This is a genomic window from Leifsonia sp. NCR5 (assembly GCF_002105485.1).
Lineage (GTDB): Bacteria > Actinomycetota > Actinomycetes > Actinomycetales > Microbacteriaceae > Leifsonia.
This window is the reverse complement of sequence record NZ_NCSR01000001.1, coordinates 258435-283584: the sequence shown is the minus strand read 5'-3', so window position 1 is coordinate 283584 and position 25150 is coordinate 258435. Positions and strand designations below refer to the sequence as shown.

Here is a 25150-nt window from a genome sequence, read left to right as displayed (position 1 = left end):
GGCGGAGGGACGCGCCGCGCTGACGCTCAGACTTCCGCTGAAGCGGAGCCGCCGGGCGGCGGGCCGGTTGAGCCGGAGTTTCCGGCCGACACGCCGCCAGGATCTCCGCTCAACCGGAGCATCCCGAAGTCGCGGGCTGGATTTCCGCTTAGACGGAACCTATGGAGTGCTGGATGGAGCAGGAGCCCGCGCAGGACTGAGCGGCACCCGACGAACGGCCTAGAGCGCGCCGAGCCAGAGGCCGAGGCCCGCTGCGGCGAGCGCGAGCAGCATCATGCCGAACGCGTTGAAGGCGGCCGCCCGGTAGCGGCGCTGCTGGGCGAGGCGGACGGTTTCGTAGCTGGCGGTGCTGAAGGTGGTGTACCCGCCGAGGAAGCCCGTGCCGATGATCGCGCGCCATTCCGGCGGCAGCCCGTTGGCGATGGCGAGTCCCGTGACCAGGCCGAGGAGGAACGAGCCCGTCACGTTGATCACGGTGGTGCCGAGCGGGAAGGCGACAGCGATCCGGCTGCGCAGCACCCCGTCGAGCACGAGACGTGCGACGGCGCCCAGGCCGCCCGCGACGGCCACCCCGACCACCAGCAGCGGCGTCACCGCGTCCGCCCGATGCGCGCGCCGAGCGCGATCCCGGCCACCGACGCCACCGCGCCGACCAGGATCGTCGCGATGGCGTAGAGGATGCTGCCGCCGAGGTTCTGTGCCGCGATCAGGCCGTCCGCATCCACCGCGAACGCGCTGTACGTGGTGAAGCCGCCCAGGATGCCCGTCCCGGCGAACAGGCGCACGCTGCGGCGCATCCCGTGGTCCGGTCCGCGCCTGGCGAGCGTTTCGAGCAGCCAGCCGAGTAGGAACGCACCGACCACGTTGATCGCGAACGTCGCCACCGGAAGCCCGGCCAGCGGGGGGATCGCCGCCGAGATCAGGTACCGGGCGGTCGTGCCGAGCGCCCCGCCGACGAAGACCAGCCCGAGGTACTGCCAGCGCAGGTGCACGGGAGCTTGTCCGGTCGCGGCCATGCGGTATCCACCCTTCGGTCAGGAAGCGTAGGAACTATCAGCGGACGACGCGGTTCGGGCGCGAAGCGGTCGCGGCCCCGGCGAGATCCATCGCCGTTCGCCCACTATACCGGCGGCCAATACCGCACCGGCGGGCTATACCGGCGGGTCCTCCCACGGCAGCGCGCCCTGCCCGGGCACCGGCGCGAGCGGCACCACGATCACCGGGCGGTGCTGCCGGTGTGCCAGGTGCACCGCCACCGAGCCGTTGAAGAACTCCCGGATGCTGCCCCGCAGCCCGGCCTCGCGCGTCCCGACCACGATGTAGCGCGCATCCACCTCGTCGGCCAGCCGGGTGAGCGCCCACGAGGGGTCGCCGGCCAGCTGCTTCAGCTGGTACGGCACGCCCGTCCCGTTCAGCACCGACCGGATGCGCTCCTCCAGCTCGGGGTCGAAGGTCTCGTCTTCGACCTCCGGGAGGTCGGGGTCGTACGGCAGTGCGACCACGGTGCCGTCCACGTAACTGGACACCAGGTAGCGGTTCGGGTCGACGTTCGCGCAGATCAGGGGAACGTCGAGGTCGTCGGCGAGGGTGAGTGCGTGCTGCAGGACCGCCACCGGCTGGCCGGGGACGACCGCGACGAGGATTCCTCCGCGCAGAGTGCTGTCATTGCCGCTCATGTCCCTAGTGTGCACCACGCCTGCCCTCGACGGCTGCAGGATGCTGGGGTACCGTCGCGGTAACGCGGCCGTACCGATCGCCGTGCAGAGAGAACGGGAGCCTGATGAGTTTCGACAAGCCGCCGCTTCCCCGCGAGCGACGCAGGACCACGAAAGGCTTGCGGCCTCTGCCCGAGCTGACGAAGGACCTCGTCGCGCAGCTGCGGAGACTGGTGGCGAGCGAGCTCGCCCTGTTCAAGTCGGAGATGGCGGCGAAGGCGAAGGCGGCCGGTGTCGGCGCCGGGCTGCTCGTCGCCGCGCTGATGTTCGTCTTCTTCGCGCTCTGCGCGCTGGTCACGACGGCCGTGCTCGCGTTCGCGCTGATCGTGCCGGCCTGGCTCGCTGCCCTGATCGTCGCCGGCATCCTGCTCGTGCTCGGCATCATCGCCGCCCTGATCGGACGGGCGAGCCTGAAGCGCGGCGTCCCGCCCGTGCCGGACGACCTCAAGCAGGAACTGGGCGACGACCTGCGCGCCCTGAAGGGAGAGCGACCGTGACCGACCGCCGACCCGAGCGGCCGCCGCTCCCCCAGGGCGCAGGCATCCCCACGATCAAGCTCGACCTGGAGCAGACCAGGGACGAACTGGCGTCGACCCTCGACGACCTGTTCGCCACGTTCAACCCCGGCGTGCAGATCCGGTCGCATCCCGTGCTGTTCGCCGGCCTGTTCCTCGGCGCCGTCGCCGCCGCGGCCGGTGCCATCGCCCTGCTGACGCGAGGCCGGTCGCGTGGCCGCTGAGCGCGGCGCTGTCGGGGTCGGCGTCGGTTCGTCGCGCGCGGAGGCGGTGGGCCGGATCGAGCGGATGCACCACGTCTCGTGGTTCCGTCTGCCGTGGGGGTTCATCCTCAAGCGCACGTTCCGCAGCTTCTCGCTCGACGCCTGCACCGACCTCGCCGCCGGCCTGACCTACTTCGCCGTGCTGTCGCTGTTCCCGGCGATGATCGCGCTGGTGAGCATCCTGGGCCTGATCGGTCAGAGTCAGGCGGGGATCGACGCGCTCTTCCAGGTGGTCGAGGAACTGGCGCCCGGCACCCTGGATGCGGTCAAGGGCCCGATCGAGAACCTGGCGGCCTCCCCGGCGAGCGGGTGGGGTCTCGTGGTCGGCATCGTGGGCGCCATCTGGTCGGCGTCCGGATACGTCGGCGGTTTCGGGCGAGCGCTGAACCGGGTCTACGGAGTGCGTGAGGGCCGCACGGTCTTCACCCTGCGACCGGTGCAGCTCGGTGTCACCGTCGCTGCCCTGGTGCTGATCGCGCTGATGGCCGTGATGCTCGTGGTGTCCGGCCCGGTCGCCACCGCCATCGGCAACGCCATCGGCGTCGGCACGACGGTGGAGGTGGTGTGGTCGATCGTGAAGTGGCCCATCATGATCTTCGCCATCGTGCTGCTGGTCGCCCTGCTCTACTCGGCGACGCCCAACGTCAAGCAGGCGAGGTTCCGCTGGCTCACCACCGGATCGTTCGCCGCGATCATCGTGCTCGGGATCGCGTCGGCGCTGTTCGCGTTCTACGTCGCCAACTTCGGCAGCTACGACAAGACGTACGGCGCGCTCGCCGGCATCATCGTGTTCCTGCTGTGGATCTGGATCGCGAACGTCGCCCTGCTCCTCGGCGCGGAGCTCGACTCCGAGATCGAGCGCGCCCGCCAGCTGGTCAGCGGCATCGAGGCGGACACCGTGCTGCGCCTGCCGCTCAAGTCGGACCAAGCCATCGTGAAGGCACGGGATGCGGAGTCCACCGACATCCTCGCCGCCAGGGAGATCCGCAAGCGCTACCGTTAGGCTCGCGCCATGAGCGAGGAACGACCGGCAGGGGAACGGACAGCAGAGCAACGATCAGGCACGAGCATCCCGGACTCCCGCGGGCGGACGGGGCTGCACCGGGTGGGCGCCGACCTCGACCGCAATCCGGATGTGCGCATCCGGAGCGTGGAGGTCACCTCCGACGGCTGGCACGTGCTGCGCCGCACCACCTTCGACTACCGCGGCCGCGACGGCACGTGGACCACCCAGGCGCGAGAGACGTACGACCGCGGAAACGGCGCCACCATCCTGCTCTACGACCCGGATGCGCGCACCCTGCTGCTCACCAGGCAGTTCCGCTTTCCCGCTTATGTGAACGGCCACCACGATGGGATGCTCGTGGAGGCCGCCGCCGGTCTGCTCGACGACGACTCGGCCGAGGAGGCCATCCGGCGCGAGGCCGCGGAGGAGCTCGGCGTGACCGTCGGCGAGCTGACGCACCTGTTCGACCTCTACATGAGCCCCGGATCGGTCACCGAGCGCGTGCACTTCTTCGCCGCGCCGTACTCGGCGGGCGAGGTGCGCGGCGGCGGCGGCGTCGAGGAGGAGGGCGAGGAGATCGAGCCGGTGACCATCGGCTACGACGAAGCGCTCGACCGGATCGCCGACGGCACCATCGTGGACGGCAAGACCGTCATCCTGCTGCAGTGGGCGGCGCTCACCCTGTTCAGGGCGTGACGCCGGTCAGTGCGTGAAGCTCGACACCTGGCCCTCGGTGGGCATCGGGGCTTCGAGCGCATCCAGGTAGTCCGTGGCCTCCCGGATGTCGATCACCAGGCTCTCGGCGAGGTTGCGGCTCAGGCCGTTGCGCACCACGATGCGCTGCACCACCAGGTCGGAGAGGTCGTCCGGCATCGGGTACGCCGGGATCAGCCAGCCTTTCAGACGCAGCCGCTCCGACAGGTGGTAGAGGTTCCACTTGTCGGTGTGGCCGGGGGTGAGCTGCCAGGCGAACACGGGGATGTCCGTTCCGTCGTTCCAGAGGGTGAACGCATCCATCGCCGCGATCTCACCGGACAAGTAGACCGCCACGTCTTGGCAGGTCTTCTGCACCCGGTAGTAGCCGTCCCAGCCCAGGCGGAGGAACAGGTAGTACTGCAGCAGCACCTGCGCCCCCGGCCGGGAGAAGTTGAGCGCGAACGTCGGCATGTGGCCGCCGAGGTAGGTGACGTCGAACACCAGATCCTTCGGCAGGTCGTCCACCGACCGCCAGATCACCCAGCCGAGCCCCGGGTACACCAGGCCGTACTTGTGCGCTGAGGTGCTGATGGACGCGACGCGCTCCACCCGGAAGTCCCACGCCAGGTCGGGCTGCAGGAAGGGTGCGATCATGCCACCGGATGCGCCGTCGACGTGGATCGGGATGTCGAGCCCCGTCTGCTCCTGGATGCGGTCGAGGGCTTCGGCGATGGCGGCGACGGGCTCGTACATCCCGGTGTACGTGACGCCCATGATCGCGACGACGCCGATGGTGTTCTCGTCGACGTACTTCTCCAGCTCGAACCCGTCGAGCACGCGGTGCTCGTCGCTGATGGGGACGAACCGCGGCTCCACATCCCAGTAGTTGCAGAACTTCTCCCAGCACACCTGCACCGCACTCGACAGCACCAGGTTCGGCTTGTCGGTGGATGCGCCCGCCGCCCGACGGGCGTGCTGCCAGCGCCGCTTGAGCGCGAGACCGCCGAGCATGCACGCTTCGGACGACCCGATGGTGGAGGTGCCGATCGCCTTGTCCCGGTCCGGCGCGTTCCACAGTCCGGCGAGCATCGTCCAGCAGCGTTTCTCGATCGCGGCGGTCTGCGGGTACTCGTCCTTGTCGATCATGTTCTTGTCGGCGGACTCGGCGTAGATCCTGTCGGCCTGCTCGTCCATCCAGGTTCCGACGAACGTCGCCAGGTTGAGCCGGGAATTGCCGTCGAGCATCGCCTCGTCGTGCACGATCTGGTACGCCGTCTCCGGAAGGGACTCGCTGGGCGGGAAGTTGTTCAGCGGGAAGTCGGTCGCCTCCCCCGCCCGCGCGAACACCGGATTGAGCTGGTCCTGGTCGCTGATTCCGGTGTGCGCGTGATGCGTCTCGCGCGGCGTGCCGGACGCCGAAGTGGTCATGGGGCCACGCTAGGCCCGTCGCGCGGCGAGCACCAGAGCCCCGGGGGGTGTGTGGTCAGGCGCTGATGGTCCTGGATGCGCCGAGAACTTCGCCGTCCGCATCCAGTGCCTGAACCGCGACGCGCTGCGCCCGCTCGATCAGGAGGGAGGTCTCGAACCCGGAGCGCTTCACGGTTCCCACCGGCACCGGCTCGCCCGAGGTGGAGGCGAGCACGCGCCACGATCGCACCTCTGTCGCGCCGTTCCAGCTGGCGAACACGCGCGTCTTCTCGCCCTCGTCGCGCACGGCGACCGCGGGCGCGGTGGTGGGATGCGCCGTCCAAGTGTGCCGCGAGGCGCGGTATGAGATGGCGCCGAGCGTTGCCTCGTACACCGCGTCGCCCGCTGCGGTGAACTCCGTGACCGATGGGTCGGTGCCCCAGCCGACGATGACGTTCCCGTTGGGCAGCACCTCGACGCTGCCCATCGCGGTCCCGAGGTGGCCGTCGTAGCTGTACGACTGTTCCAGGGTGGCCGTCGTCTCCGTCGCGTCGAGCGAGAACCGCATCCCCCTGGATGCGCCGTCGGTGCCCGAGTAGAGGTGGTTGTCGAAGAGGGTAATGCTGCCGTCCTGGTGCCTGCGCACGTCGTGCTGCCAGGCGAACACCGCATCCTTCGCCACGGCGATGTCGCTCCTCCTGCCACCGAACCGCCATTTCACCTCGCCGGTCACCCGGTCGATCGAGTAGATCGTGTGCGTGTGCCTGGCGGAGACGAGGATGCGGTCGCCGTCCTCCTCCACCGCGTTCAGGTGGTAGGCGTCGAACGCGCGGCCGGCGGTCTTGCCGTCGTGCCCAGGATCCTGCGTCAGCCCGAGGTAGGTCTCCGCGACCGGGATGTGGTCGAGCGCCGACCAGTCGAGCAGCACCTTTCCGGTCTCCACGTCGATCTCCTGCACGTGGCAGTCGAAGACGTAGCCGTTCTTGGGGCCGCCGATCGAGCTGAGGTCGGCGGGCTTCGTCACGTAGACGGTGATGAGGGCGGTGCCCCGGTCGGTGAGGTTGAACTCGTGCAGGTCGACGTCGAGGTCGTTTCCCGCGGAGACCGTAGCGATGGTCGCGTAGGTGGAATCGAGGATCCTGCCGGTGCCGGAGCCATGCCCGCCCGTGCTGGTGCCCGTCCAGTACGTGAGCACGGGTTCGCCCTTGTAGGTCTGCACCTTGAGGTCGGTGACGTTGGCCTTGGTCGGCTCGATCCAGACCGGCTCGCCGCTCTCCCGCACGATCGCTCCGTTGAAGCCCTTCACCTGCTGCGTCACGAACAGGAAGCCGGGCGCGGTCGTGCCGGTCTTCCAGGAGGTGATTGCGGGGACGGTGAGGTCGGTGCTGACGAACGAGCGGAGCACCGGCTGAGCGGTGGCCGTCGGCGACGGCGTGGCCTGGCGCGTTGCGGCGGACGAGCCGGAGCCCGGCCGGGTGGCGGCGAAAAGACTCGCGGCGACGCCGACGCCGAGCATGCTGCCGCCGGTGATCAGCGCGCGGCGAGAGAGCGCAGGTGTTTTCTGATCGGGGGTCACCCCTCCACTATCCGCGCGGAAATCGGCGGACGCTAGGCCGCAGCTATGAGCGGGCTGGACGCCCGTGCCCGGCCCCCCGGCCGCGCTACGCGTGGAGCGCGTCGATGACGCCCTGCACGCGCCTGGCCCTGGTGTCCGCGCTCTTGGCGCCGTCGATGGAGAGCGCGTGCGCACGCTGCTTGCTGTACGACAGGGCTGCCCACGCCTGCGCCGCCGCCGGATCGGCCTCGAACGCTGCGGCGAGGTCGGCCGGCACCTCGACCGTGCGCGGTGCGTCGTCGACCTCGAGCGTGACCTCGACCTCGTCGCCCGCGCCGCGGCCCGTCGCCGCCCTGGTCTCGGAGTTGAACGAGATCAGATAGCGGCCGCCCATCGACGCGATGGTGTTCCGGTAGCTGTACCCGCCGTCGATGGTCACCACGACGGGGACGCGCTTGCCTCGGTCGAAGCCGAGCACGACCTCTTCTGGCACGACGATGCCGACGTTGTTCCCGCCGCCGGCCGACAGGGTTGTTCGGAAGCTGACCACGGGTGTCCTCTCGCTGATGCCGGTGCCGTGCCGGCTACGGCCAGCGTAGAGGACGGCGCGCGGTGAGGCGAGGGCGCGATCGGCTGCGGCGATCAGCGGCGGCGATCAGCCTCCGGCGAGCGTGGGCCCTGTGGCGTTGCCGAAGTCGATGTGCAGGTGGTTGCAGGTGTCGTCGAACGGCTTGAAGTTCTCGACGCTGATCGACGACCGGCAGTTGATCTGGCCGAGGCCGGAGCCGTTCGGCACCAGCGGGTCGAGCAGGCGGATGAGTTCGAGAGAGCGCGAGTCGCCGCCGGTGAGCGGGGCGCCGTCGAGGAGGTAGAAGTCGACGGCGTGGCCGCCGCCGTTTGCGTAGTGGGACGATTCGGTCCCGGCGCCCTCGATCTGGCCGGTGCAGCGGCGGTTGATGTCGCTGACGCCCACCTGCGAGAAGTGCTGCAACGCCACGGAGATGCTCTGCAGGACGCGGTAGTCCACACCGCATCCCGGAACGGCGTTGCCTTCGGCGAGGTCCGCGATCTCCGGGATGTGGTTGGGGGTCGAGCCGACGAGCCGACCGGATGCGACAGCGCCCATGAGCTGGACGGCCAGCGCTTCGACGCTCGGCGACACCGAGGTGTTCATGGTCGAGTCGAGCATCTGCGGCGACTCGGCGATCTGCAGCCCGTCGCGGGAGACGACCTGTGCGGTGACGTCTCCGCTGGTGAGGGTCTGCACGGCGAGGGCGGTGCGGGCGTTGCCCATCGGCGACGCCTCGTTGGTGCTCGCGTATGCGGGCAGGGCGGCGGTGCCGAAGAACGCGGTCAGCGCGAGGAGCACGGCGGCGTGGAAGCCGAACCGCTTGCGGTGCGTGACGTGCACCGTGCGGAAGATGCCGCGCGTGGGAGCGGGCGCGGGGCCCGGCTGTGCGGCAGCGCGCGCGGCGGCGGCGGCAGATCGCCTTGTCGGCTTGACCACGATGCGCTCGCGCTTCGCGGGCCGCTGACGCTCATGCTCGACGCGTGCACGACGGCTCACGAACACCTGTCCGGGGTCCGTCGAGAGCTCCGCCGGCTCCTGGACGTCGACGACGACCGGAGCCCGATAGGTGCGGCGAGACCGCGACGGGGCACTGGACTGGGGCAAACCGTAGGCTTTCTGAGCGGGGGTAATGCGCCGGGCCTGGCGCAAACGCGTACTGACTAGTTTTACCCGATTTCGCCTGAAGGTTCCATCAACATGCATGGATTTCCCGGCCGCAGGGGCCCGTCCCGCGCGTTCGGGTCACGCAGGAATGGGCCCCTGACCGGGGGTTTCAGCACGGATCGCTCCGCGTTGATGCATCCAAATCTACGATGTCCGCGTTTTGGAGGACCGGCGGGGTACGGCTGTTACGACAGAGGCGCGTTCGCCCCTATTTCCTCGGCGGCGGAACGTGCGCGAAAACGGACGGATAGTCGTCGAGCCAGGACCATCGGTCAACCGGCCACGTGATGACGAAGGCCCGACCCACGACGTCAGAGCGCGGGATGGAGCCACCGCCGGGGGCATCCATGTGATAGCGGGAGTCGCCCGAACTATTGCGATTGTCCCCCATCACCCAGTAGGCGTTTGCAGGGACGGTTGTCGAGAAGGGTATTGCCGACGCCGGCAGCGTGGGCGCGAACAGGTACGGCGTCTCGTTGATCGCTTCGCCATTCACTGTCACCTGACCGATGGCGTTGCAGCACGCAACCGCGTCCCCAGGGAGACCGATGACGCGCTTGATCAAATGATCGTTCTCTTTGGCCGACGGGATCCCGATGAAGGAGAGGATCGCTTCGCCGGGGTTGAGCTGCTCGCTCGACGAGGTCGCACCTCCCCCGAGCCATCCCCCAGGATCCTTGAACACGACCACATCGCCTCGATTGATGGGAAAGAGGGCAGGCGGGAGTTCATTGACGACCACGCGGTCGTTGATCATGAGCGTCTTCTCCATCGACGCGGAGGGGATGTAGAACGACCGTGCCACGAAGGTCTTGATCAGGAACGAGGCCAGCACGGCGACGACGGCGATGACCAGAACGTCCCTGAGCAGCTCTTTTGCACCCCGGCTCACCCGTGGATTGACGGTCGTGTCCGATTCCAGCGCGCGCGCCTGTCGTCTTGTCATACATATTCTTTACCTTGGATATGACAGAGCGCCAAGTCCGTGTCAGCGGATCGCGACGGCCAGTTCGACGCCGCCCGCGCGTTCGCGCAGCGCGACCTCTGCGCGGCCCGCGAGGTCTTTCAGCCCGATGCCCGCGCCCGGCGAGGCGAGTTCGCCGCCGGAGGTCACGAGCACCAGTACGCCGTCGTCCTCGCCGCGTTCGAGCTCCAGGGTCACCGGGGATCCGTCGCCGTGCCGCACCGCGTTGGCGAGGCCCTCGGACATCGCATCCACCACCGCCTCGCAGCGGCGGTGGTCGCCGTCGAGGCGACCCCAGACCTCGTCGTCGATGCGCACGTCGAGGGTCATCGCCGAACGCCAGCTGTCCGCGAGCATCCGGATGCGGGTGCGCGCGTCCGTCCTCGGCCGCGCGCCCCGCAGTTCGCTCCGGATGCGGTCGACGGCGTCGCGCACGGCGGCGGACGCGTCCGCGGGGGTGCCGCCGCTCATTCCGACCGCGAGGGCGCTGGCGATCAGCTCGGACTGCACGCCGGAGTGGAGCAGCCGGGCGATGCCTTCGCGCTCGTGGTCGTATTCGGCCCGCGCTCGAGCCGCGGAGTCGACCGCAGCCTGCATCGACTCCTCGATGGCGCTCTGGTCGGCGCGCACGCGCACGGAGAGCGACGACACCAGGGCGACCGCTGCCGCGACCACCGGGTAGACGAAAGCCTGGAACGCGATCAGCGTGGTCGAGTACCCGGCCGCGCGCAGGAACAGGGAGCTCTCGAGCGTCAGCAGCACGCCCACCGCGATGTAACCGGTCAGCACGGTTGCAACCCGGGCTCCCGCACGCTTCACCCGCGAGGAGAGTTTGGCCACGGCGATGTTGCCCAGGAGCAGGATGATCAGGGAGGCGGGCGTCTGCCCGAGAGCCACCCCGATCCCGTACTCGCCGACGGCGAACGGCGCGACCATCCCGACGAACAGCACCGCGGTCGGCAGCGCGGGAGCCGGCCGGATGCCGCTGACCACCGAGCGCAGCCAGCCGATCCGTCCCGGCGCCGGCGGCTCAGCCGCAGCCTCCGCGCGCGACTCCGGACCAGCCTCCTGGCGCGCGGGCTGCGCCTCCTCGGCGACGTACAGCTCGTGGCTCGCCGGACGGACGATGTCGTTCGCCAGCGAGCGCAGCAGCCGCGAGGCGTCCGCCGGTTCGATGCCGGCGAGCATCGCAGGGGCTGCGGCGTCCTCGATCTGCGCGAGCACCGCATCCACCGACACCGCCCGCAGGTTCCGGATGCGGTCCAGGGCAGCCAGCTCGTCGGCCTCCGCCGCCTGCCGCACGGCGTTGAGACGCCGGAACACGCCGCGGTGGTCGCGCACCAGGTCGACGCCGATGGCGATGAGGGAGAACACCGACAGGCAGGTGACGACGTTGATGGCGACGCGGACGCCGAGTTCCCCCTGCGTGACCGGGATGCCGAGAAGCGCGGCCGACCCGAGGAACACGAACGGCCGGGCGGCTCCGACTGCCGCGAACAGCAGCAGCGCGACGACGGCGCGCATCCGGTCGGGCGTCACCTGCAGGACGCCGTACGCCGCCGCCAGGAGCACGCCGATGGCGATGTGCTCGATGCCCGCGACGGCGGCGGCGCGCCCGAGCGACCGGCCGCCGTCGACGTACTGCAGGCCGGACATGACCGTCATGGCGAACGGGAACGTGATGATCCAGGTCCACCAGGTGATGGCGTTGCGTCCGGTCGCCCTGGCGAGCAGGCGACGGGTGGAGACGAGGTTCATCGGACGCTCACCCGCCCTCAGCCGAGGCCCGTGCGCGGGTCGCCGAACGTGGCGGTGTAGAGCGTCGCCGCCGCGACCCTCGGGGTCACGCGGTCGTCGCCGGAGACGCCGAGCGCACTGAAGATCCGCTCGACGCTCTTCTCGACGGCGCGCACGGTCACCCCGCGGCGGCGCGCGATCTCGGCGTTCGAGAAGCCCGCGGCGAGCAGCCGCGTGGTCTCCAGCTGCGCTTCGCTCAGCCGCAGCATGGCGGCCCGGCCGTCGCCCTCCGGCGCCTCCCGAGAGAGCGGACGCTCGGCCAGCGCCGCCTCGGCGGCGGCGACCAGTTCGTCGATGTCCTCGATGGCGCCCTTGTTCACGAACGACGCGCCTCCCACGGTTTCGCGGGCACGCGCGACCGCCGCCTCCCTCGACAGGTTGCTGAGGAACACGATGGCGATGTGCGGCGCGCGCTCGCGGAGGATGGTCGCCAGCTCCAGGCCGTTCGGCCGCTCCCCCAGGTCGATGTCGGTGACCAGTAGATCGGGGTCAGCCGTGTCGGCCAGGCGCAGCGCTTCGGCGGCGGACGCGGCGGGCGTGACGTCGAACCCGCGCCGTTCGAGCGCCTCGGCGACGAGGGAACGCATCAGCGCGTGGTCCTCGACCACCAGCGCTCTGCGTCTCCACCCGTTGATCGTCATTTCCGACAGGATAACCGGGCGCGGAGGGGGCTTCGGACCGCCCAGTGCACCCCAGTTCGGGGACGTGAGGATGCCCGCCCCGGGGTTCGCGCGGCCCGGGGCGGACAGTCTGGGGTCAGCCTCGCGCGAAGCGGAGGGTGACCAGCTGGAAGGGCCGGAGGGTCAGCTCGACCCGGCCGTGACCGGCGCCGTCGCCGCTCGTGCCGACCACCGCATCCCTGGCCGTCTCGCGTTCGAGGAGGTCGGTCTCGGTCACCCCGGCGTGCGGGAAGTGCACGCCGATGCTCGCCGTGGTGCGGCTGCCGTGCGCCTCGTACAGTCGCACGACCACGTCGCCGGAGCCGTCCTCCGCCAGCTTGACCGTCTCGATCACCGCTGCGGGGCTCGACGACGACACCAGCGGCTCGACCGCTGGCGCCTGCCCGGCGCGCACGGGGAGGTTGAGCCGGTAGCCGGCCTCGATCGCCGCATCCAGACCGCCGACGACGATCGAGGTGCGCAGCGTGTGCTCGCCCTGGTCCGCATCCGGATCGGGGAACATCGGCGCCCGGAGCAGCGTCTGCCGCACGAGCGAGTACGTTCCTCCCCCGTCGCGGGCGTGGCGGGTGATGTCGTGGCCGTACGTCGCGTCGTTCGCGACGCCGACCCCGAATCCGGCCTCGGCGACGTGCACCCAGCGGTGGGCGGGCGTCTCGAAGCGGGCGGTGTCCCAGCTGGTGTTCGTGTGCGTCGGCCGGTCGATGTGGCCGAACTGGATCTCCGACCGGGCGGATGCGGTGTGCACGTCCACGGGGACCGCGAGCTTCAGCATCCGCTGCTTCTCGTGCCAGTCGACGTGCGTGACGATGTCGAGCGCGGCCGAGCCTGCGTCGAGCGTGACGGTCTGGGTGACCACCGACGACCCGAAGCTGCGCACGATCCGCAGCCCGACGCTGTCTCCGCCGTTGCTCCCGCCGTCGGCGACCACCTCGAGGCTGTCGAGAGCGGTGAGGTCTTCGCCGAACCGGCGGTATTCCACATCCACGTCCCAGGCATCCCACTGCGTCGGGGTATCGCGGAACAGCTGCAGCAGGTTGGCCCGCGTTCCGGGAGGCAGCACCTCGCGGCCGGACGCCGCATCGACGATGGAGGCCACCAGGCCGTCCCCGTCGACCGTCACGGTGAGCAGCGCGTTGGCGAGCACGTAGCCGTCTCCGGAGCGCTCGATCCGCGCATCCCCCGTCCGAGATGCTGCCCCTGCACCGAACGCCGGCACGCCGTCCACCAGGAACGGCGAGGCGTTGAACACCACGTCGCCTCCGGATGCGGCACCGGATGCGCCCCCGGATGCGCCGCCCAGCGCCGCCACCGAGCGCGCGATCACGCCCTCCAGCGCCTCAGCCACCGCCGCGTAGTTCTCCACGGCCTGGTCGTGCACCCAGCCGATCGACGAGCCGGGCAGGATGTCGTGGAACTGCTGAAGCAGGACCGTCTGCCACGCAGCGCGCAGCTCGTCCACCGGGTAGTCGGCCCCTGCCCGCACGGCGGCTGTGGTCGCCCACAGCTCTGCCTCGTGCAGCAGGTGCTCGCTGCGGCGGTTGCCGTGCTTGGTGCGCGCCTGCGAGGTGTACGTGCCGCGGTGGAATTCGAGGTACAGCTCGCCCGCCCACACGGGAGCCGGTGAGAACTCGGCCGAGGCGGCCTCGAAGAACGCGGCCGGGGTGGCGACGCGCACGATCGGCGAGCCCTCCAGGTCGGCGGTGCGCTTGGCCGCAGCGACCATCTCCCTGGTCGGGCCTCCCCCTCCGTCGCCGAACCCGAACGGCACGAGCGACGTGTTCGCGCTGCCCTTGTCGGCGAAGTTCTGCTCGGCGTGCGCCAGCTCGGCCCCGGACAGCACGGAGTTGTACGTGTCGACCGGCGGGAAGTGGGTGAAGATCCTGGTGCCGTCGATGCCCTCCCACTCGAAGGAGTGGTGCGGGAACTTGTTGACCTCGTTCCAGGAGATCTTCTGCGTGAGGAAGTAGTCGGCGCCCGCCGCGCGCGCGATCTGCGGGAGCGCGCCGGAGTATCCGAACGAGTCGGGCAGCCACACCTCTTTCGGCTCGAAGCCGAACTCCTCGAGGAAGAACCGCTTGCCCTCCACGAACTGCCTGGCCATCGCCTCCGACCCCGGCATGTTCGTGTCCGACTCCACCCACATGCCGCCGACCGGCACGAACCGCCCTTCGGCCACCCGCACCCGGATGCGCTCGAACAGCTCGGGGTAGTACTGCTTCATCCACGCGAACTGCTGCGCCGACGAGCACGCGAACACGAAGTCCGGGTCCTGGTCCATCAGGTCCAGCACGTTCGAGAACGTGCGGGCGCACTTGCGGATGGTCTCGCGCACCGGCCACAGCCAGGCCGAGTCGATGTGCGCGTGGCCGACGGCGAACACCTTGTGCGCCGTCGCCGCCGCCGGGGAGGCGAGCACCTCGGCGAGCGCCGCGCGGCCGTCCGCCGCCGTGCCGTGCACGTCGGTCGGGTCGACGGCGTCCACCACCGCATCCAGTGCGGCGAACAGGGATGCGCGCCGCGGCGACTGCTCAGGCAGCACGGCGGCGAGGCCCCGCGCCGTCCACACGTCCTGCACCAGCTCCCACACCTCGCGGTCGCGGTGCACGACAGCCAGGCGGCGCAGCGCGTAGATGGGATGCTGCGGCGCCGTGGACTTGCGGCCCAGCTTGGTGGGCACGAAGTCGACGAACTCGCTTCCCACATCCGGGTTGGCCGCGGCCTCGATGTACAGCTCGAACGGCTGACCTGGTGCCAGCCGCAGCCGCACGTAGCCGTTGAGCGGTTCGATCGCCTTGATGATCGTGCCGTCCGTCGCCCAGACCAGGCCCTCCGCCTGGAAGCCGACCTGACCGGCGGTGAAGCCGAGGTCGACCACCAGCTCGACGTCGTCCGGCGCAGCATCCCAGTCGGCGGGCACCGTCCCCGTCACGCGGAACCAGACGGTCCCCCACGGCCGTCCCCACGCCTGCCCGATCTCGAACGGCGCGAACGTGTTCGTGACGGCCTGCGCGAACGGCACCGGCTCATCCGGCACCTCCCACGCCTCGATCGTCACGGGCGCCGAAGCGAACTCCAGGGCGGGTGCGAGACGCTCGCGCACGAAACGGTCGACGCGCATCTCGACGAGCTGGTTCTGCTGATACAACGAGACTCCTTATATAAGAGGAACGGTTAGCCCTTGACGGCCCCGGCGAGGGCGGACGAACCGCCGAGCACCCGGGAGACGAGGACGTAGAGGGCGATCACGGGCACGGAGTAGATGAGCGAGTACGCCGCCAGCTGGCCGTATGCGACCGCGCCGTACTGCCCGAAGAAGGTGAAGATGCTGACGGCGGCCGGCTGGTTCTCCGGGCTCAGCAGCAGCACGAACGGGACGAAGAAGTTGCCCCATGCCTGCACGAACACGAAGATGAACACCACCGCGATGCCGGGTCGGACCAGCGGAACCACCACCGTCCACAGCGTCTTCATGCTGGATGCGCCGTCGACCCACGCCGCCTCCTCCAGGGAAAGCGGCACCGAGTCGACGAAGTTCTTCGTCATCCAGATCGCCATCGGAAGCGATGACGCCGCCATGAACAGGATCGTCCCACCGATCGAGTCGATCAGGTTCAGCGACACGAACAGGCTGTAGACCGGCACCATCATGGCGGTGATCGGCAGGCAGGTCCCGAACAGGATCGCGTAGAGGAACGGCTTGTTGAACCGGTTGCGGTAGCGGGACAGCGGGTACGCGGCCAGGATGGCGACGATCACCGTGATGAACGCGCATCCGGCGGACAGCAGCAGGCTGTTCCACAGCGGGAGGAACGCCAGGTCGGGCGTGAGCACCTTCTGGAAGTTCTCCAGCGTCCACTGCTTCGGCCAGCTGACGGCGAGCGTGGCAGACCCGTCGAACGACGCGAACACCACCCACACCATCGGCAGCACGAAGATCAGCCCGATGAGGAGCAGCAGGATGTTGGCGGTCCATTTGAGGGCCAGACCGCTCGGCGATGACAGGCGCATCAGTCCACCTCCGTCTTGAGGGCGCGCACGTAGACGATGGCGAACACCGCACCCACGAGCAGCAGGATGGTCGCGATGGCGGTGCCGTAGCCCAGCTCGGAGAACTTGAAGGCCTCCTGGTAGGCGAGCACGGGGAGGGTCATGGACTTGTTGCCTGGCCCGCCTCCCGTCATCACGTAGATGAGGGTGAAGACCGAGAGGGTCTGCAGGGTGATCAGCATCAGGTTCGTGGAGATGCTGCGGCGGATCATCGGCAGCGTCACCAGGAAGAACCGTTTGACGCCGTTGGCGCCGTCGACCTCCGCCGCCTCGGTGATCTCCGGAGGCACCTCCTGCAGCGCCGCCGAGTAGACGAGCATCGAGAAGGCGGCGCCCCGCCAGGTGTTGGCGAGGATGACGGCGAGCATCGGGAACGCGAACAGCCACGACGGCCCGGTGATCCCGATGGCGCCGAGCATGGCGTTGAGCGTGCCCTTCTGGCTGAAGAACGCGTACGACGCGAACGCCGCCACGATCTCCGGCAGCACCCACGCGCCGACGACGAACGTCGAGACGATCGCGCCGACGACGCGCCCGCCCGCCCGCATGAGCAGCGCCAGGACCATCCCGACGATGTTCTGCCCGATGACGGCGGAGCCGATCAGGAAGACCAGGGTGAGGACGACCGCGACGGGGAAGTCCGGGCTGTTGAAGAGGTCGATGTAGTTCTTCAGGCCCACCCATTCGCTCGACGCCGCGGCGGCGCCGGTGAGCGACGAGTTGGTGAACGACCCGTAGAAGGAGGAGAGGATCGGACCGACCAGGAACACGACCAGGAGGCCGATGGCCGGGATGAGCGGGACGGTCCGTGCAACGGAACGGCGCACTCTGCGCGAACGTGCCGTGCGCTCCGGGCGCGGCGGCCGGGGGGTTCCCCGGCCGCGCACGCCCTCGGCGACGGCGTCGACTGTCGACGTCACTGTCTCGTTACTCCGACTTCGTCTTGTCCTTGCCGACGATGCCGACAACCGTGTCGTCGTAGGCCTTGGCGGCTTCTGCCGGCGACTGCTGCCCGGTCATCACCGACTCCATCGCCACCTGGATGCCGTTGGAGATCTTGGAGTAGTCGGGAGTGGCAGGGCGGAACTTGGTCACATCCACGAGCGAGGCGAAGAACGTGGAGGTGGGGTTCGACTTGGCGTACGACGGGTCGGCCGCGACATCCTTGCGCACCGGGATCTGGCTGAGCGAGATGTCGAAGTCGAGCGAGTTGGCCTTGTTGAGCGCGTAGGAGATGAACTTCCACGCCTCGTCCTTGGCCTTGCTCTTCGACCCCATCGAGAGGGTCCAGCCGCCCGACATGCTCACGCTGCCCGGCTCCTGCCCGTTCTGGGTGGGCATCGGTGCGACGCCCATCGTCTTGTCCCACTCCGGCCAGTTGGTGTCGCCGGTGGACTGCCAGGTGCCTGCGACCCACGAGCCGTCGAGGTTGATGGCGAGCTTGCCCTGCGGGATGAGCTGGCTGGTGACGATGTTCTGGTAGTTGGTGTCGCTGGTGATCTCCTGTGACGGGCCGAGGCCGCCCTGGTAGACCTCTTTCAGCACATCCAGCGAGTCGGTGAACGCCTTGGACCCGGTGATCCACTTGCCGGAGGAGGCGTCGTAGAGGCCGTCCTTGCTCGCGCCGTAGAGCAGCATCTCGAAGCCCTGCATCGAGCTGGCCTCACCGCCGGCCTTGCCGGAGAAGATGTTGATGGGCGTGACGCCGGGAACCTTGTCTTTGATGGTCTTGGCCGCATCCAGGACGTCGTTCCAGTCCTTCGGCTTCCAGTCGGCCGGCAGCCCTGCCTTGGCGAAGATGTCCTTGTTGTACCAGAGGGCGCGGGTGTCCGTGCCCATCGAGACACCGTAGATCTTGCCGTCGTCTCCCTTGCCCGCATCCTTGGCGTTGTCGTAGAACTGCGACCACTCATCCCACTTCTTGACGTACGGGTCGAGCGGTTCGAGGTAGCCGGCCTGCGCGTCCGAGCGGATGAGGAAGGTGTCCTCGTAGAGCACATCCGGTGCGGTGCTCGCGCTGCGGTTCATCAGCGACAGCTTGGTGTAGTAGTCGTTCTCGGCCGCCTTGATGGGGACGAGCGTGACCTTCTCCCCCGGATTGGCCTTCTCGAACCCGGCCTTCGCCTTGGCCATGAACTTGGCCATGAGGTCGGTGCCGAAATCCTGGTAGGCGACCTTGATGGTCTTGCCGTCATTGGACCCGGACGACGAACATCCGGCCAGTGCGACGAGAGTGGATGCGGCCACCACGGCGGCCAGAACTCTGCTGCGTTTCATCGATGCTCCCTTGCTTCGACGTCCGGTGGGCGCCCTTCATGCCCCTGCGGTGCCGGACCTTGGGTAATTTATAAATCAATTTGATTTATTTGGCAATGCTTGCAAGGAAAATGGCTGATGAGACCCGTGTGGGGGTCGACCGGGATGGGGCTGTCGAGCGGGTACGAGCGACGCCCGCTACACCCCGCCGCGCGGCGAGAACGTCGCGTCGAGCACCAGGCAGGCTGCGCCGACGGCCGCCACGTCCTCGCCGACCGCGCTCGATTCGGTGATCACCGGGTGGGTGAGGATCTCCATGTCGAACTCGCGCAGCCAGCCGCGGAGGCGGTCCGCGTAGAAGGGTTCGACGCGGGCCCAGGATGGGCCTCCGAAGACGACGCGGTCGATATCGAGGAGGGCGGAGAGGTTGGAGAGATAGTAGGCCGTGTTGCGGATGGAGCGGTCGAGGATGCTGATGGCGGTCTCGTCGCCTGCCGTCGCCGCGGACGTCAGTTCGGTGAACAGGTCGTCGATCGTCTCCACGTCGAGGCCGAGGTCGACGCCGTCCGGCACTTTCTCGCCTCCCGGGGCGGTGAGGACTCCGGCCCAGATGGCCTGCATCACCAGGCGGTACGGGCGCACGGATTCGCCGTAGCAGCCGCGGCGGCCGCAGGCGCAGAGGGCGCCGCCCGGGTCGACGATCGCGTGGCCGACGTCGCCGGCGTTGTGGGAGGCGCCGGTGTAGACGTCGCCGTCGAGGACCATCCCGACGCCGACGCCCGTGCCGTAGTAGACGAACACGTAGTCGCGGCTCGCGCCCGCCGGATCGTGCCAGCGTTCGGCGACCGCCGCCGCCGTGACGTCCTTGGCCACGAGGGCGGAGAGGCCCGTCGCCGCCGTCAGCTCGTCGCGCAGGTGGAAGTCGTTCCAGCCCGGGATGAGCGGAGGGCGCACCACGACGCCGGTGTCCGTGTCGATCGGGCCGGGCGCAGCGACGCCGACGCCGCTGACCTTGGCGCGCTCGACGCCGGAGTCCGCCAGGACCGTGTCGATCGCCTCGACCACGATGTCCAGCGTCTGCATCGCGTCGCCGGAGACCGGGGAGTGGCGGCGCACGTCGGCGACCACTTCGCCCTCCAGGTCGAGCAGCACGCAGGTGATCACCGTCGGGTCGAGGTGCACGCCGACCGCGTACGAGCCCGTCGGCTCCAGCTGCAGGATGGTGCGCGGCTTGCCTGGGCCGTCGATGCGTTTGCCCGCCTCGCGGATGAGGCCCTGCTCGATCAGCCGCCTGCTGACGTTCGACACCGTCTGCGCGGACAGGCCGGTCTCCCCGGCGAGTTCCACCCTGCTGAGACCACCGGAGGAACGGCGCACGGCGTCCAGCACGACCGTGTCGTTGAATGCGGCGATCGCGGGGAGGTTCGCTCCTCTGGGCATACGCCTCCTTCAGTGTGCGCCGGGTCGCCTTCGTAGGATACATACCGAGCCGCACTCGGCCGGGCGGCTCGGCACCAGCGCGGTACTGCGGCGCCCGGCGCCCATCCGTTCCGTAGACTTGCTCCGAACCACGGACGACGGAGGGACACAGCATGGGATCGAGGTGGGCTCGCGTCGCGCGCGGGTTGCTCGCATCCGGTGTCGCCATCTTCGTCGCCGCCCTGTTCCACGTGGCCGGCGGCGGCGCGGCGCCGGGAGTCCTCCCGCTCGCGCTGAGCCTCGCGTTCTCGACCATCGCATCCATCGCCCTCACCGGCCGGTCGCTGTCGCTCTGGCGGCTGACCGTCGCTGTCGGCGCCAGCCAGTTCCTGTTCCACCTGCTGTTCGGGCTCGGCACGGGCGCCGCGACGTTCACCGCGCCGGCCGGCACCACCCACCTGCACGCGGGGTCGCACCTCACCATGAGCATGTCCGGCTCGATGCCGACCGCCATGCCCGCCGCCCACGACGAGTTCAGCCTCGGGATGTGGGGAGCCCACCTCACCGCCGTGCTGGTCACCGTGATCGCGCTGCGCTTCGGCGAGCAGGCCTTCTGGGGACTGTTCGACACGGCCAGGATGCACGTGGCCCGGTTCGCCGACCGCCGCATCCTGAGCAGCCTCGCCGTCCTCCCCACGACGCTCGCGCACTCCGCTGCGGCCTCCGCCGCCAGCGCGTTCTCCCGGGAACCGGTGCGTCTGCTCGATCTCGGCGTTCCGCTTCTCCGGCTGCGTCACCGCGGTCCACCGCTCGCCGCCGCGTTCTGACGGAGCGTTCCACGAGTCTGCGTGGCGCCGTCCGTCTGCGCGCACCAGCACTCATCGAACGCTTCCGAACAAGGACGAAGAACTCCCATGAAGAAACGCACCATCGCCGCGTCCATCGCGGCCGCATCCACCGCCATCCTGCTGCTGTCCGCACCGCTCGCCGCCAGCGCGCACGTACACGTCACCCCCGACCAGGCCGAGCCGGGCAGCTACGCAACGCTCACCTTCAAGGTGCCGACCGAGTCCGCGACCGCGGGCACCGTCAAGCTCGTGGTCGACCTGCCGACGGCCGACCCGTTCACTTCGGTCAGCTACCTTCCGCTCCCCGGCTGGACCACCGCGGTCGACACCGAGAAGCTGGCGAAGCCGGTCAAGACCGACGACGGCACCATCACCCAGGCTCCCGTGCGCGTGACCTGGACGGCCGACAGCGGCGTGCAGGTGGCTCCCGGCCAGTTCCAGGAGTTCACGATCTCGGCCGGCGCCGTGCCGAAGACCGGCCAGATCCTGCTCCCCACCCACCAGTACTACAGCGACGGCAGCGTGGTCGACTGGAGCGAGAAGACCCCGGCATCCGGCGCGGAGCCCGAGCACCCGGCGCCCACCGTATACGTCACGGACCCCGCTCCGACGGAGGGCGGCGGCCCGCTCGTCGTCGACTCGACGCCTGCCCCGGCGGCAGCATCGTCCGGGATGGCGGCGGACGCGCTCTCGATCGGCCTCGGCATCGGCGGTCTCGCCCTCGGCGCCATCGCGCTCGTGGTCGCGGTCTTCGCGGCCACCCGTCGCGGGCGTGGGAAGGTGGAGGCATGACGCACCGTCTGCGCACCGCATCCATCGGGCTGCTCGCCGCCGTCGGGCTGGCGCTGCTGCCCGTGGCGAGCGCCTCCGCCCACGACTACATCATCAGCACGGACCCGGCGAAAGACGCGACCGTGACCACCCCGCTGCAGACGGTCTCGCTCACCTTCAACGACCGCGTGCTCGACTACGGCGGCAACAACCTGGTGACGGTCACGGGCCCGGATGCGGCAACACGCCACTTCGAGACCGGATGCACGACGGTCGCCGACACCGTGGTGTCGGTCCCCGTCGCCCTCGGCGGTGCCGGGAAGTACACGGTGAGCTACCAGGTCGTCTCGGCCGACGGCCACACGGTGTCCGACCAGTACGCGTTCACCTACCAGCCGCCGGCGGGCACGGCGGCGGCGGAGGGCACGGAGAAGACGGCGTGCGGCGCGAGCACCGCAGCGCCCGGCGGAGAGTCGACCACCGGGCCGACCACGCAGGCGACGCAACCCGCCGGTGCCCAGCCGACGGAGACCGCAGGGTCCCCGAAACCGACCGCAGCCGCATCCACGACCGACGTGGGCCTGGTCATCGGCATCGCGATCGGCATCGTGGTCCTCGCGCTGATCGCGGTGGTCATCGTCATCCTCACCGCCCGCCGCAAGCCCAAGCCCAAGTCCGACTCCGAGCCGAAGTCGGACTGACCCCGGCCAACGGCGCTATCGAGCCGGGACTTGTGTACGCCATCGCCCGGCGTGTCGCGTACACAAGTCCCGGCTCGATGTTTGGGGTCAGGGGGTGGGCATGCCGCCGTTGACGTTGAGGGTGTCGCCGGTGACGTAGCTGGACTCCGGGGAGGCCAGGAAGACGTAGGCGGGCGCGAGCTCGGTGGGCTGACCGGCACGGCCCATCGGCGTCTGCTCTCCGAAGTCGGGGAGCGCATCCTTCGGCTGGCCGCCGGACACCTGCAGCGGCGTCCAGATCGGGCCGGGCGCCACCGCGTTCACCCGGATGCCCCGCGGCGCGAGCTGCGCGGCGAGCGCCTTGGTGAACGTGTTGATCGACGCCTTCGTGGTGGCGTAGTCGACCAGGATCTCGCTCGGCGCGTACGCCTGGATGGACGTGGTGTTGATGATGCTCGACCCGGGAGCCAGGTGCGGAAGGGCGGCTTTGGTGATCCAGAACATCGCGTACACGTTCGTGCGGAACGTCTCATCGAACTGCTCGTCGCTCAGGTCTTCCAGCCGCTCGCAGAACTGCTGCTTGCCCGCGTTGTTCACCAGGATGTCGAGGCCGCCGAGCGCCTCGACCGCGTCGGCGACGAGGGTGCGGCAGGCCTCGGCGGTGGTGATGTCGTACGCGAGCGTCGCGACGGTCGAGCCGCTGTCCTCGAGCACGGCGGCGACGCGGCGGGCGTCCTCCTCCTCGTCGGGAAGGTAGGCGATGGCGACGTCGGCGCCCTCCCTGGCGAACGCGATGGCCACGGCGGCGCCGATGCCGGAGTCTCCCCCGGTGACCAGCGCCTTGCGGCCGGTCAGCCTGCCTGTGCCCCGATACGACTTCTCGCCGTGGTCGGCGTGCGGAGCGAGGTCGGCATCCAGACCGGGCGCATCCTGGTCCTGCTTGGGCGCGTCGACCGGATCGAAGCGGTCGACGGGATTCTGGAAAGTCAGTTGATCGGTCATGCCGGGGACGGTACGCGTGCCCGCCAGCGTTCCGAAGGGGGTTTACGGCCGCCTGGCAGGGGGCGTAACGTCGCCGCATGGACAAAGACGCCCAGAATCAGCCGGCCGCGGTCCCCACCGAGCAGATGGACCCGGACATCGTGCCCGCCCCGCTCCCCGACCCTGCCGCCGTCGACGACGGGGACGAGGAGGACGGGCGCGCCTGACGCCCGGCCGGCGCACCCGCTCCGTCGCGCACCCGCTCAGTCGGGAGCGCCGCCCGACGCGGTGTCCTCTTCCGTCTCCGCGTTGTGGTGCTGCTGCTGCGACGGCTCGGACTCCTTGCCGTGGTCAGGATCGGACGCGGTGAAGTCGTCGTTCGTCATCTCCCGCTCGCCGTCGTCGAGGTCTGGGCGGTTCTGCTGGTCGCTCATCCGGTGATCCTTTCGTCGTCTGGACGCGGCTGCGTCCCTCTGGCAACGGACGGTAGCCCTCGCATCCACCCGGTGGAAGGGGGCGACGGGATGATGGGGAGGACACACACGTGGGGTTGAGCCCGCGCACAGCCTGGTGGGGCATGGTGGGCGGGTGGAGATCGTTGTCGACGTGGTGCTCGTGGTGCTCGCCGTCGTGGCGATCGCCGCCGGCTGGAGCAACGGCGCGATCCGCGCTGCCGGTTCGCTCGTCGGTCTCGGCCTCGGTCTCTGGGGCGGACTGACCCTCGCCCCTGTCGTCGTCACCTGGCTGGCGGACGCCGGATGGGGCAGCGTCACCGAGCGCTCCATCGTCGCGGCCATCGTCATCCTGGTCTGCGCTGCCGCCGCGTACGCCATCGCCGCCGGCATCGCCTCCGTTAACGGCAAGCTCGTGCGGCACGGACCGATCCGCTGGCTCGACTCGCTCGTCGGCGCCGTGCTCGGGCTGCTCACCTGGGCCGTGGTGGTCTGGCTCATCGCCGGATTCGCGATGGCGACCAGCCTCGCCACGGTCGTACAGGCCGCGAGCTCGTCGCGCGTGGTCGCGGCCCTCGACAGCATGGCCCCCTTCCCCGCCAGCACGGTGCTCGGTGCCGTCGACGACGCCCTCGCGGGCGCCGGACTGCCCCAGGTCTTCGAGGGCGGGGAGCCGATCAAGACCATCCAGGCGCCCGACCCGTCCGTCCCGGCCGCCGTGGCAGCGTCCCAGGCCTCCGTGGTCACGGTCCTTGCGTCGAAGCCCGCCTGCGGCGTCGACTCGGAGGGCAGCGGGTGGGTGGTGCAGAGCGGACGCGTGGTGACGAACGCGCACGTCGTCGCCGGCGCATCCAGCATCGTGGTGCGGGAGCCGGGCGACGACAGGGCGGAGCGCGCCACCCTCGTCGCGTTCGATCCGGAGCGCGACCTCGCAGTGCTCGACGTGACGGACATCACGGCGCCGCCGCTCGACATCGGCAAAGACGTCACCGCCGGAGCGCAGACCTACGCCGCCGGCTACCCGGGCAACGGACCGTTCACGATCAGCCCGGAGCGCGTGCGCGACCGCATCATGGCGCGCGGCACCGACATCTACCAGAGCGGTTCGGTCGAGCGAGACATCTACTCGCTGCGCGGCAGCGTGCGGCCCGGCAACTCGGGCGGCCCGCTGCTCGACACGTCGGGGGATGTGGTCGGCGTGGTGTTCGCGCGCTCGACGGTCGACCCGGACACCGGATACGCGCTGACGCTCGCAGAGCTGCGTCCCGTGCTCTCGTCGGTGAGCGCCGCGCCGATCAGTTCGGGCGCCTGCTCCACCGGCTGACGCGCGGCGAGTCAGCGACCGCGAACGACATTCGTGGAA

At 69.7% G+C, this 25150-nt stretch carries 26 protein-coding genes and 1 riboswitch; of the genes, 9 read left to right on the top strand and 17 right to left on the bottom strand.

Annotated elements, in window-relative coordinates:
- Window positions 1-219: 219 nt before the first annotated feature.
- The 3 genes from crcB (B7438_RS01445) to B7438_RS01435 all read right to left on the bottom strand — a co-directional run bounded on the left by crcB (B7438_RS01445) (window position 220) and on the right by B7438_RS01435 (window position 1676).
- Window positions 220-594, bottom strand: a complete 375-nt coding sequence (crcB, locus tag B7438_RS01445) for a fluoride efflux transporter CrcB (protein WP_085367547.1) — start codon at window positions 592-594, stop codon at window positions 220-222.
- Window positions 591-1016 carry a fluoride efflux transporter CrcB gene (gene crcB, locus B7438_RS01440; protein WP_085367546.1) on the bottom strand — a complete coding sequence of 142 codons (426 nt, stop codon included), beginning with the start codon at window positions 1014-1016 and terminating at the stop codon, window positions 591-593. Before crcB (B7438_RS01440) ends, crcB (B7438_RS01445) begins: the two co-directional genes overlap by 4 nt.
- 21 nt (window positions 1017-1037) lie before the next feature.
- Window positions 1038-1120: riboswitch (Fluoride riboswitch) on the bottom strand.
- 31 nt (window positions 1121-1151) lie between these two features.
- Window positions 1152-1676, bottom strand: coding sequence for a universal stress protein (locus B7438_RS01435; protein WP_085367545.1), 525 nt, complete (start codon window positions 1674-1676; stop codon window positions 1152-1154).
- A 104-nt stretch (window positions 1677-1780) separates the two neighbouring features.
- On the opposite strand from B7438_RS01435, the gene B7438_RS01430 reads away from it, so the two are divergent.
- Genes B7438_RS01430 through B7438_RS01415 form a run of 4 tightly spaced genes read left to right on the top strand, consistent with a single transcriptional unit; the run spans window position 1781 to window position 4195 of the window.
- The gene (locus tag B7438_RS01430) at window positions 1781-2212 is read left to right on the top strand and encodes a phage holin family protein (RefSeq protein WP_085367544.1); all 432 of its coding nucleotides are present in this window, start codon (window positions 1781-1783) and stop codon (window positions 2210-2212) included.
- On the top strand, window positions 2209-2454 hold the full coding sequence (locus B7438_RS01425) for a DUF3618 domain-containing protein (protein WP_085367543.1): 246 nt from the start codon (window positions 2209-2211) through the stop codon (window positions 2452-2454). Before B7438_RS01430 ends, B7438_RS01425 begins: the two co-directional genes overlap by 4 nt.
- The gene (locus B7438_RS01420) at window positions 2444-3496 is read left to right on the top strand and encodes a YihY/virulence factor BrkB family protein (protein WP_085367542.1); all 1053 of its coding nucleotides are present in this window, start codon (window positions 2444-2446) and stop codon (window positions 3494-3496) included. Before B7438_RS01425 ends, B7438_RS01420 begins: the two co-directional genes overlap by 11 nt.
- Window positions 3497-3505: 9 nt before the next feature.
- Window positions 3506-4195, top strand: a complete 690-nt coding sequence (locus B7438_RS01415; protein WP_085367541.1) for an NUDIX domain-containing protein — start codon at window positions 3506-3508, stop codon at window positions 4193-4195.
- Window positions 4196-4201: 6 nt separating this feature from the next.
- On the opposite strand, the gene B7438_RS01410 is transcribed toward B7438_RS01415, so the two are convergent.
- From B7438_RS01410 to B7438_RS01355, 12 genes are all read right to left on the bottom strand, one after another.
- The gene (locus tag B7438_RS01410) at window positions 4202-5623 is read right to left on the bottom strand and encodes a glutamate decarboxylase (protein WP_085367540.1); all 1422 of its coding nucleotides are present in this window, start codon (window positions 5621-5623) and stop codon (window positions 4202-4204) included.
- Between the two features lie 55 nt (window positions 5624-5678).
- Entirely contained in the window at window positions 5679-7178 is a 1500-nt protein-coding gene (locus B7438_RS01405; RefSeq protein ID WP_085367539.1) for an arylsulfotransferase family protein, read from the bottom strand.
- A gap of 85 nt (window positions 7179-7263) precedes the next feature.
- Window positions 7264-7707 (bottom strand): YdeI/OmpD-associated family protein, encoded by a 444-nt coding sequence (locus tag B7438_RS01400; RefSeq protein WP_085367538.1) that lies wholly within the window; start codon window positions 7705-7707, stop codon window positions 7264-7266.
- Between the two features lie 105 nt (window positions 7708-7812).
- On the bottom strand, window positions 7813-8832 hold the full coding sequence (locus tag B7438_RS01395) for a hypothetical protein (RefSeq protein ID WP_256921823.1): 1020 nt from the start codon (window positions 8830-8832) through the stop codon (window positions 7813-7815).
- A gap of 268 nt (window positions 8833-9100) precedes the next feature.
- A complete protein-coding gene (lepB, locus tag B7438_RS01390; RefSeq protein ID WP_085367537.1) occupies window positions 9101-9838 on the bottom strand; it encodes a signal peptidase I in 738 nt (245 codons plus the stop codon).
- A 42-nt stretch (window positions 9839-9880) separates the two neighbouring features.
- Window positions 9881-11614 (bottom strand): hypothetical protein, encoded by a 1734-nt coding sequence (locus B7438_RS01385; RefSeq protein WP_085367536.1) that lies wholly within the window; start codon window positions 11612-11614, stop codon window positions 9881-9883.
- Window positions 11615-11631: 17 nt separating this feature from the next.
- Window positions 11632-12294, bottom strand: coding sequence for a response regulator transcription factor (locus tag B7438_RS01380; protein ID WP_085367535.1), 663 nt, complete (start codon window positions 12292-12294; stop codon window positions 11632-11634).
- Between the two features lie 115 nt (window positions 12295-12409).
- The gene (locus B7438_RS01375) at window positions 12410-15478 is read right to left on the bottom strand and encodes a glycoside hydrolase family 38 C-terminal domain-containing protein (RefSeq protein WP_085367534.1); all 3069 of its coding nucleotides are present in this window, start codon (window positions 15476-15478) and stop codon (window positions 12410-12412) included.
- Window positions 15479-15504: 26 nt separating this feature from the next.
- On the bottom strand, window positions 15505-16341 hold the full coding sequence (locus tag B7438_RS01370) for a carbohydrate ABC transporter permease (RefSeq protein WP_085367533.1): 837 nt from the start codon (window positions 16339-16341) through the stop codon (window positions 15505-15507).
- A complete protein-coding gene (locus B7438_RS01365; protein ID WP_085367532.1) occupies window positions 16341-17300 on the bottom strand; it encodes a carbohydrate ABC transporter permease in 960 nt (319 codons plus the stop codon). Before B7438_RS01365 ends, B7438_RS01370 begins: the two co-directional genes overlap by 1 nt.
- Window positions 17301-17307: 7 nt before the next feature.
- Window positions 17308-18657: an extracellular solute-binding protein gene (locus tag B7438_RS01360; RefSeq protein WP_085367531.1), complete on the bottom strand. Its 1350-nt coding sequence runs from the start codon at window positions 18655-18657 to the stop codon at window positions 17308-17310.
- A 177-nt stretch (window positions 18658-18834) separates the two neighbouring features.
- A complete protein-coding gene (locus B7438_RS01355) occupies window positions 18835-20076 on the bottom strand; it encodes an ROK family transcriptional regulator (RefSeq protein WP_085367530.1) in 1242 nt (413 codons plus the stop codon).
- Between the two features lie 152 nt (window positions 20077-20228).
- On the opposite strand from B7438_RS01355, the gene B7438_RS01350 reads away from it, so the two are divergent.
- The 3 genes from B7438_RS01350 (at window position 20229) to B7438_RS01340 (ending at window position 22375) form a co-directional block, all read left to right on the top strand.
- Window positions 20229-20882 (top strand): hypothetical protein, encoded by a 654-nt coding sequence (locus B7438_RS01350; RefSeq protein ID WP_085367529.1) that lies wholly within the window; start codon window positions 20229-20231, stop codon window positions 20880-20882.
- Between the two features lie 87 nt (window positions 20883-20969).
- Window positions 20970-21695, top strand: coding sequence for a YcnI family protein (locus B7438_RS01345; protein ID WP_085367528.1), 726 nt, complete (start codon window positions 20970-20972; stop codon window positions 21693-21695).
- A complete protein-coding gene (locus B7438_RS01340) occupies window positions 21692-22375 on the top strand; it encodes a copper resistance protein CopC (RefSeq protein ID WP_085367527.1) in 684 nt (227 codons plus the stop codon). The genes B7438_RS01345 and B7438_RS01340 overlap by 4 nt, the downstream gene beginning before the upstream one ends.
- Window positions 22376-22462: 87 nt before the next feature.
- Here B7438_RS01340 and B7438_RS01335 read toward each other — a convergent pair whose 3' ends face one another.
- Window positions 22463-23356, bottom strand: a complete 894-nt coding sequence (locus B7438_RS01335) for an SDR family oxidoreductase (RefSeq protein ID WP_085367526.1) — start codon at window positions 23354-23356, stop codon at window positions 22463-22465.
- A gap of 77 nt (window positions 23357-23433) precedes the next feature.
- On the opposite strand from B7438_RS01335, the gene B7438_RS20750 reads away from it, so the two are divergent.
- On the top strand, window positions 23434-23562 hold the full coding sequence (locus B7438_RS20750; protein ID WP_256921822.1) for a hypothetical protein: 129 nt from the start codon (window positions 23434-23436) through the stop codon (window positions 23560-23562).
- A gap of 36 nt (window positions 23563-23598) precedes the next feature.
- Here B7438_RS20750 and B7438_RS20445 read toward each other — a convergent pair whose 3' ends face one another.
- A complete protein-coding gene (locus B7438_RS20445) occupies window positions 23599-23769 on the bottom strand; it encodes a hypothetical protein (RefSeq protein WP_168688287.1) in 171 nt (56 codons plus the stop codon).
- Window positions 23770-23923: 154 nt separating this feature from the next.
- On the opposite strand from B7438_RS20445, the gene B7438_RS01330 reads away from it, so the two are divergent.
- On the top strand, window positions 23924-25111 hold the full coding sequence (locus B7438_RS01330) for a MarP family serine protease (RefSeq protein ID WP_085367525.1): 1188 nt from the start codon (window positions 23924-23926) through the stop codon (window positions 25109-25111).
- Window positions 25112-25150 lie beyond the last annotated feature (39 nt).

Coding starts and splice junctions, on each gene's coding strand:
- crcB (WP_085367546.1), bottom strand. CDS start 1,016: ATGGCCGCGACCGGACAAGCTCCCGTGCACCTGCGCTGGCAGTACCTC.
- B7438_RS01435 (WP_085367545.1), bottom strand. CDS start 1,676: ATGAGCGGCAATGACAGCACTCTGCGCGGAGGAATCCTCGTCGCGGTC.
- B7438_RS01430 (WP_085367544.1), top strand. CDS start 1,781: ATGAGTTTCGACAAGCCGCCGCTTCCCCGCGAGCGACGCAGGACCACG.
- B7438_RS01415 (WP_085367541.1), top strand. CDS start 3,506: ATGAGCGAGGAACGACCGGCAGGGGAACGGACAGCAGAGCAACGATCA.
- B7438_RS01410 (WP_085367540.1), bottom strand. CDS start 5,623: ATGACCACTTCGGCGTCCGGCACGCCGCGCGAGACGCATCACGCGCAC.
- lepB (WP_085367537.1), bottom strand. CDS start 9,838: ATGACAAGACGACAGGCGCGCGCGCTGGAATCGGACACGACCGTCAAT.
- B7438_RS01385 (WP_085367536.1), bottom strand. CDS start 11,614: ATGAACCTCGTCTCCACCCGTCGCCTGCTCGCCAGGGCGACCGGACGC.
- B7438_RS01380 (WP_085367535.1), bottom strand. CDS start 12,294: ATGACGATCAACGGGTGGAGACGCAGAGCGCTGGTGGTCGAGGACCAC.
- B7438_RS01370 (WP_085367533.1), bottom strand. CDS start 16,341: ATGCGCCTGTCATCGCCGAGCGGTCTGGCCCTCAAATGGACCGCCAAC.
- B7438_RS01360 (WP_085367531.1), bottom strand. CDS start 18,657: ATGAAACGCAGCAGAGTTCTGGCCGCCGTGGTGGCCGCATCCACTCTC.
- B7438_RS01355 (WP_085367530.1), bottom strand. CDS start 20,076: ATGCCCAGAGGAGCGAACCTCCCCGCGATCGCCGCATTCAACGACACG.
- B7438_RS01350 (WP_085367529.1), top strand. CDS start 20,229: ATGGGATCGAGGTGGGCTCGCGTCGCGCGCGGGTTGCTCGCATCCGGT.
- B7438_RS01345 (WP_085367528.1), top strand. CDS start 20,970: ATGAAGAAACGCACCATCGCCGCGTCCATCGCGGCCGCATCCACCGCC.
- B7438_RS01340 (WP_085367527.1), top strand. CDS start 21,692: ATGACGCACCGTCTGCGCACCGCATCCATCGGGCTGCTCGCCGCCGTC.
- B7438_RS01335 (WP_085367526.1), bottom strand. CDS start 23,356: ATGACCGATCAACTGACTTTCCAGAATCCCGTCGACCGCTTCGATCCG.
- B7438_RS20750 (WP_256921822.1), top strand. CDS start 23,434: ATGGACAAAGACGCCCAGAATCAGCCGGCCGCGGTCCCCACCGAGCAG.
- B7438_RS20445 (WP_168688287.1), bottom strand. CDS start 23,769: ATGAGCGACCAGCAGAACCGCCCAGACCTCGACGACGGCGAGCGGGAG.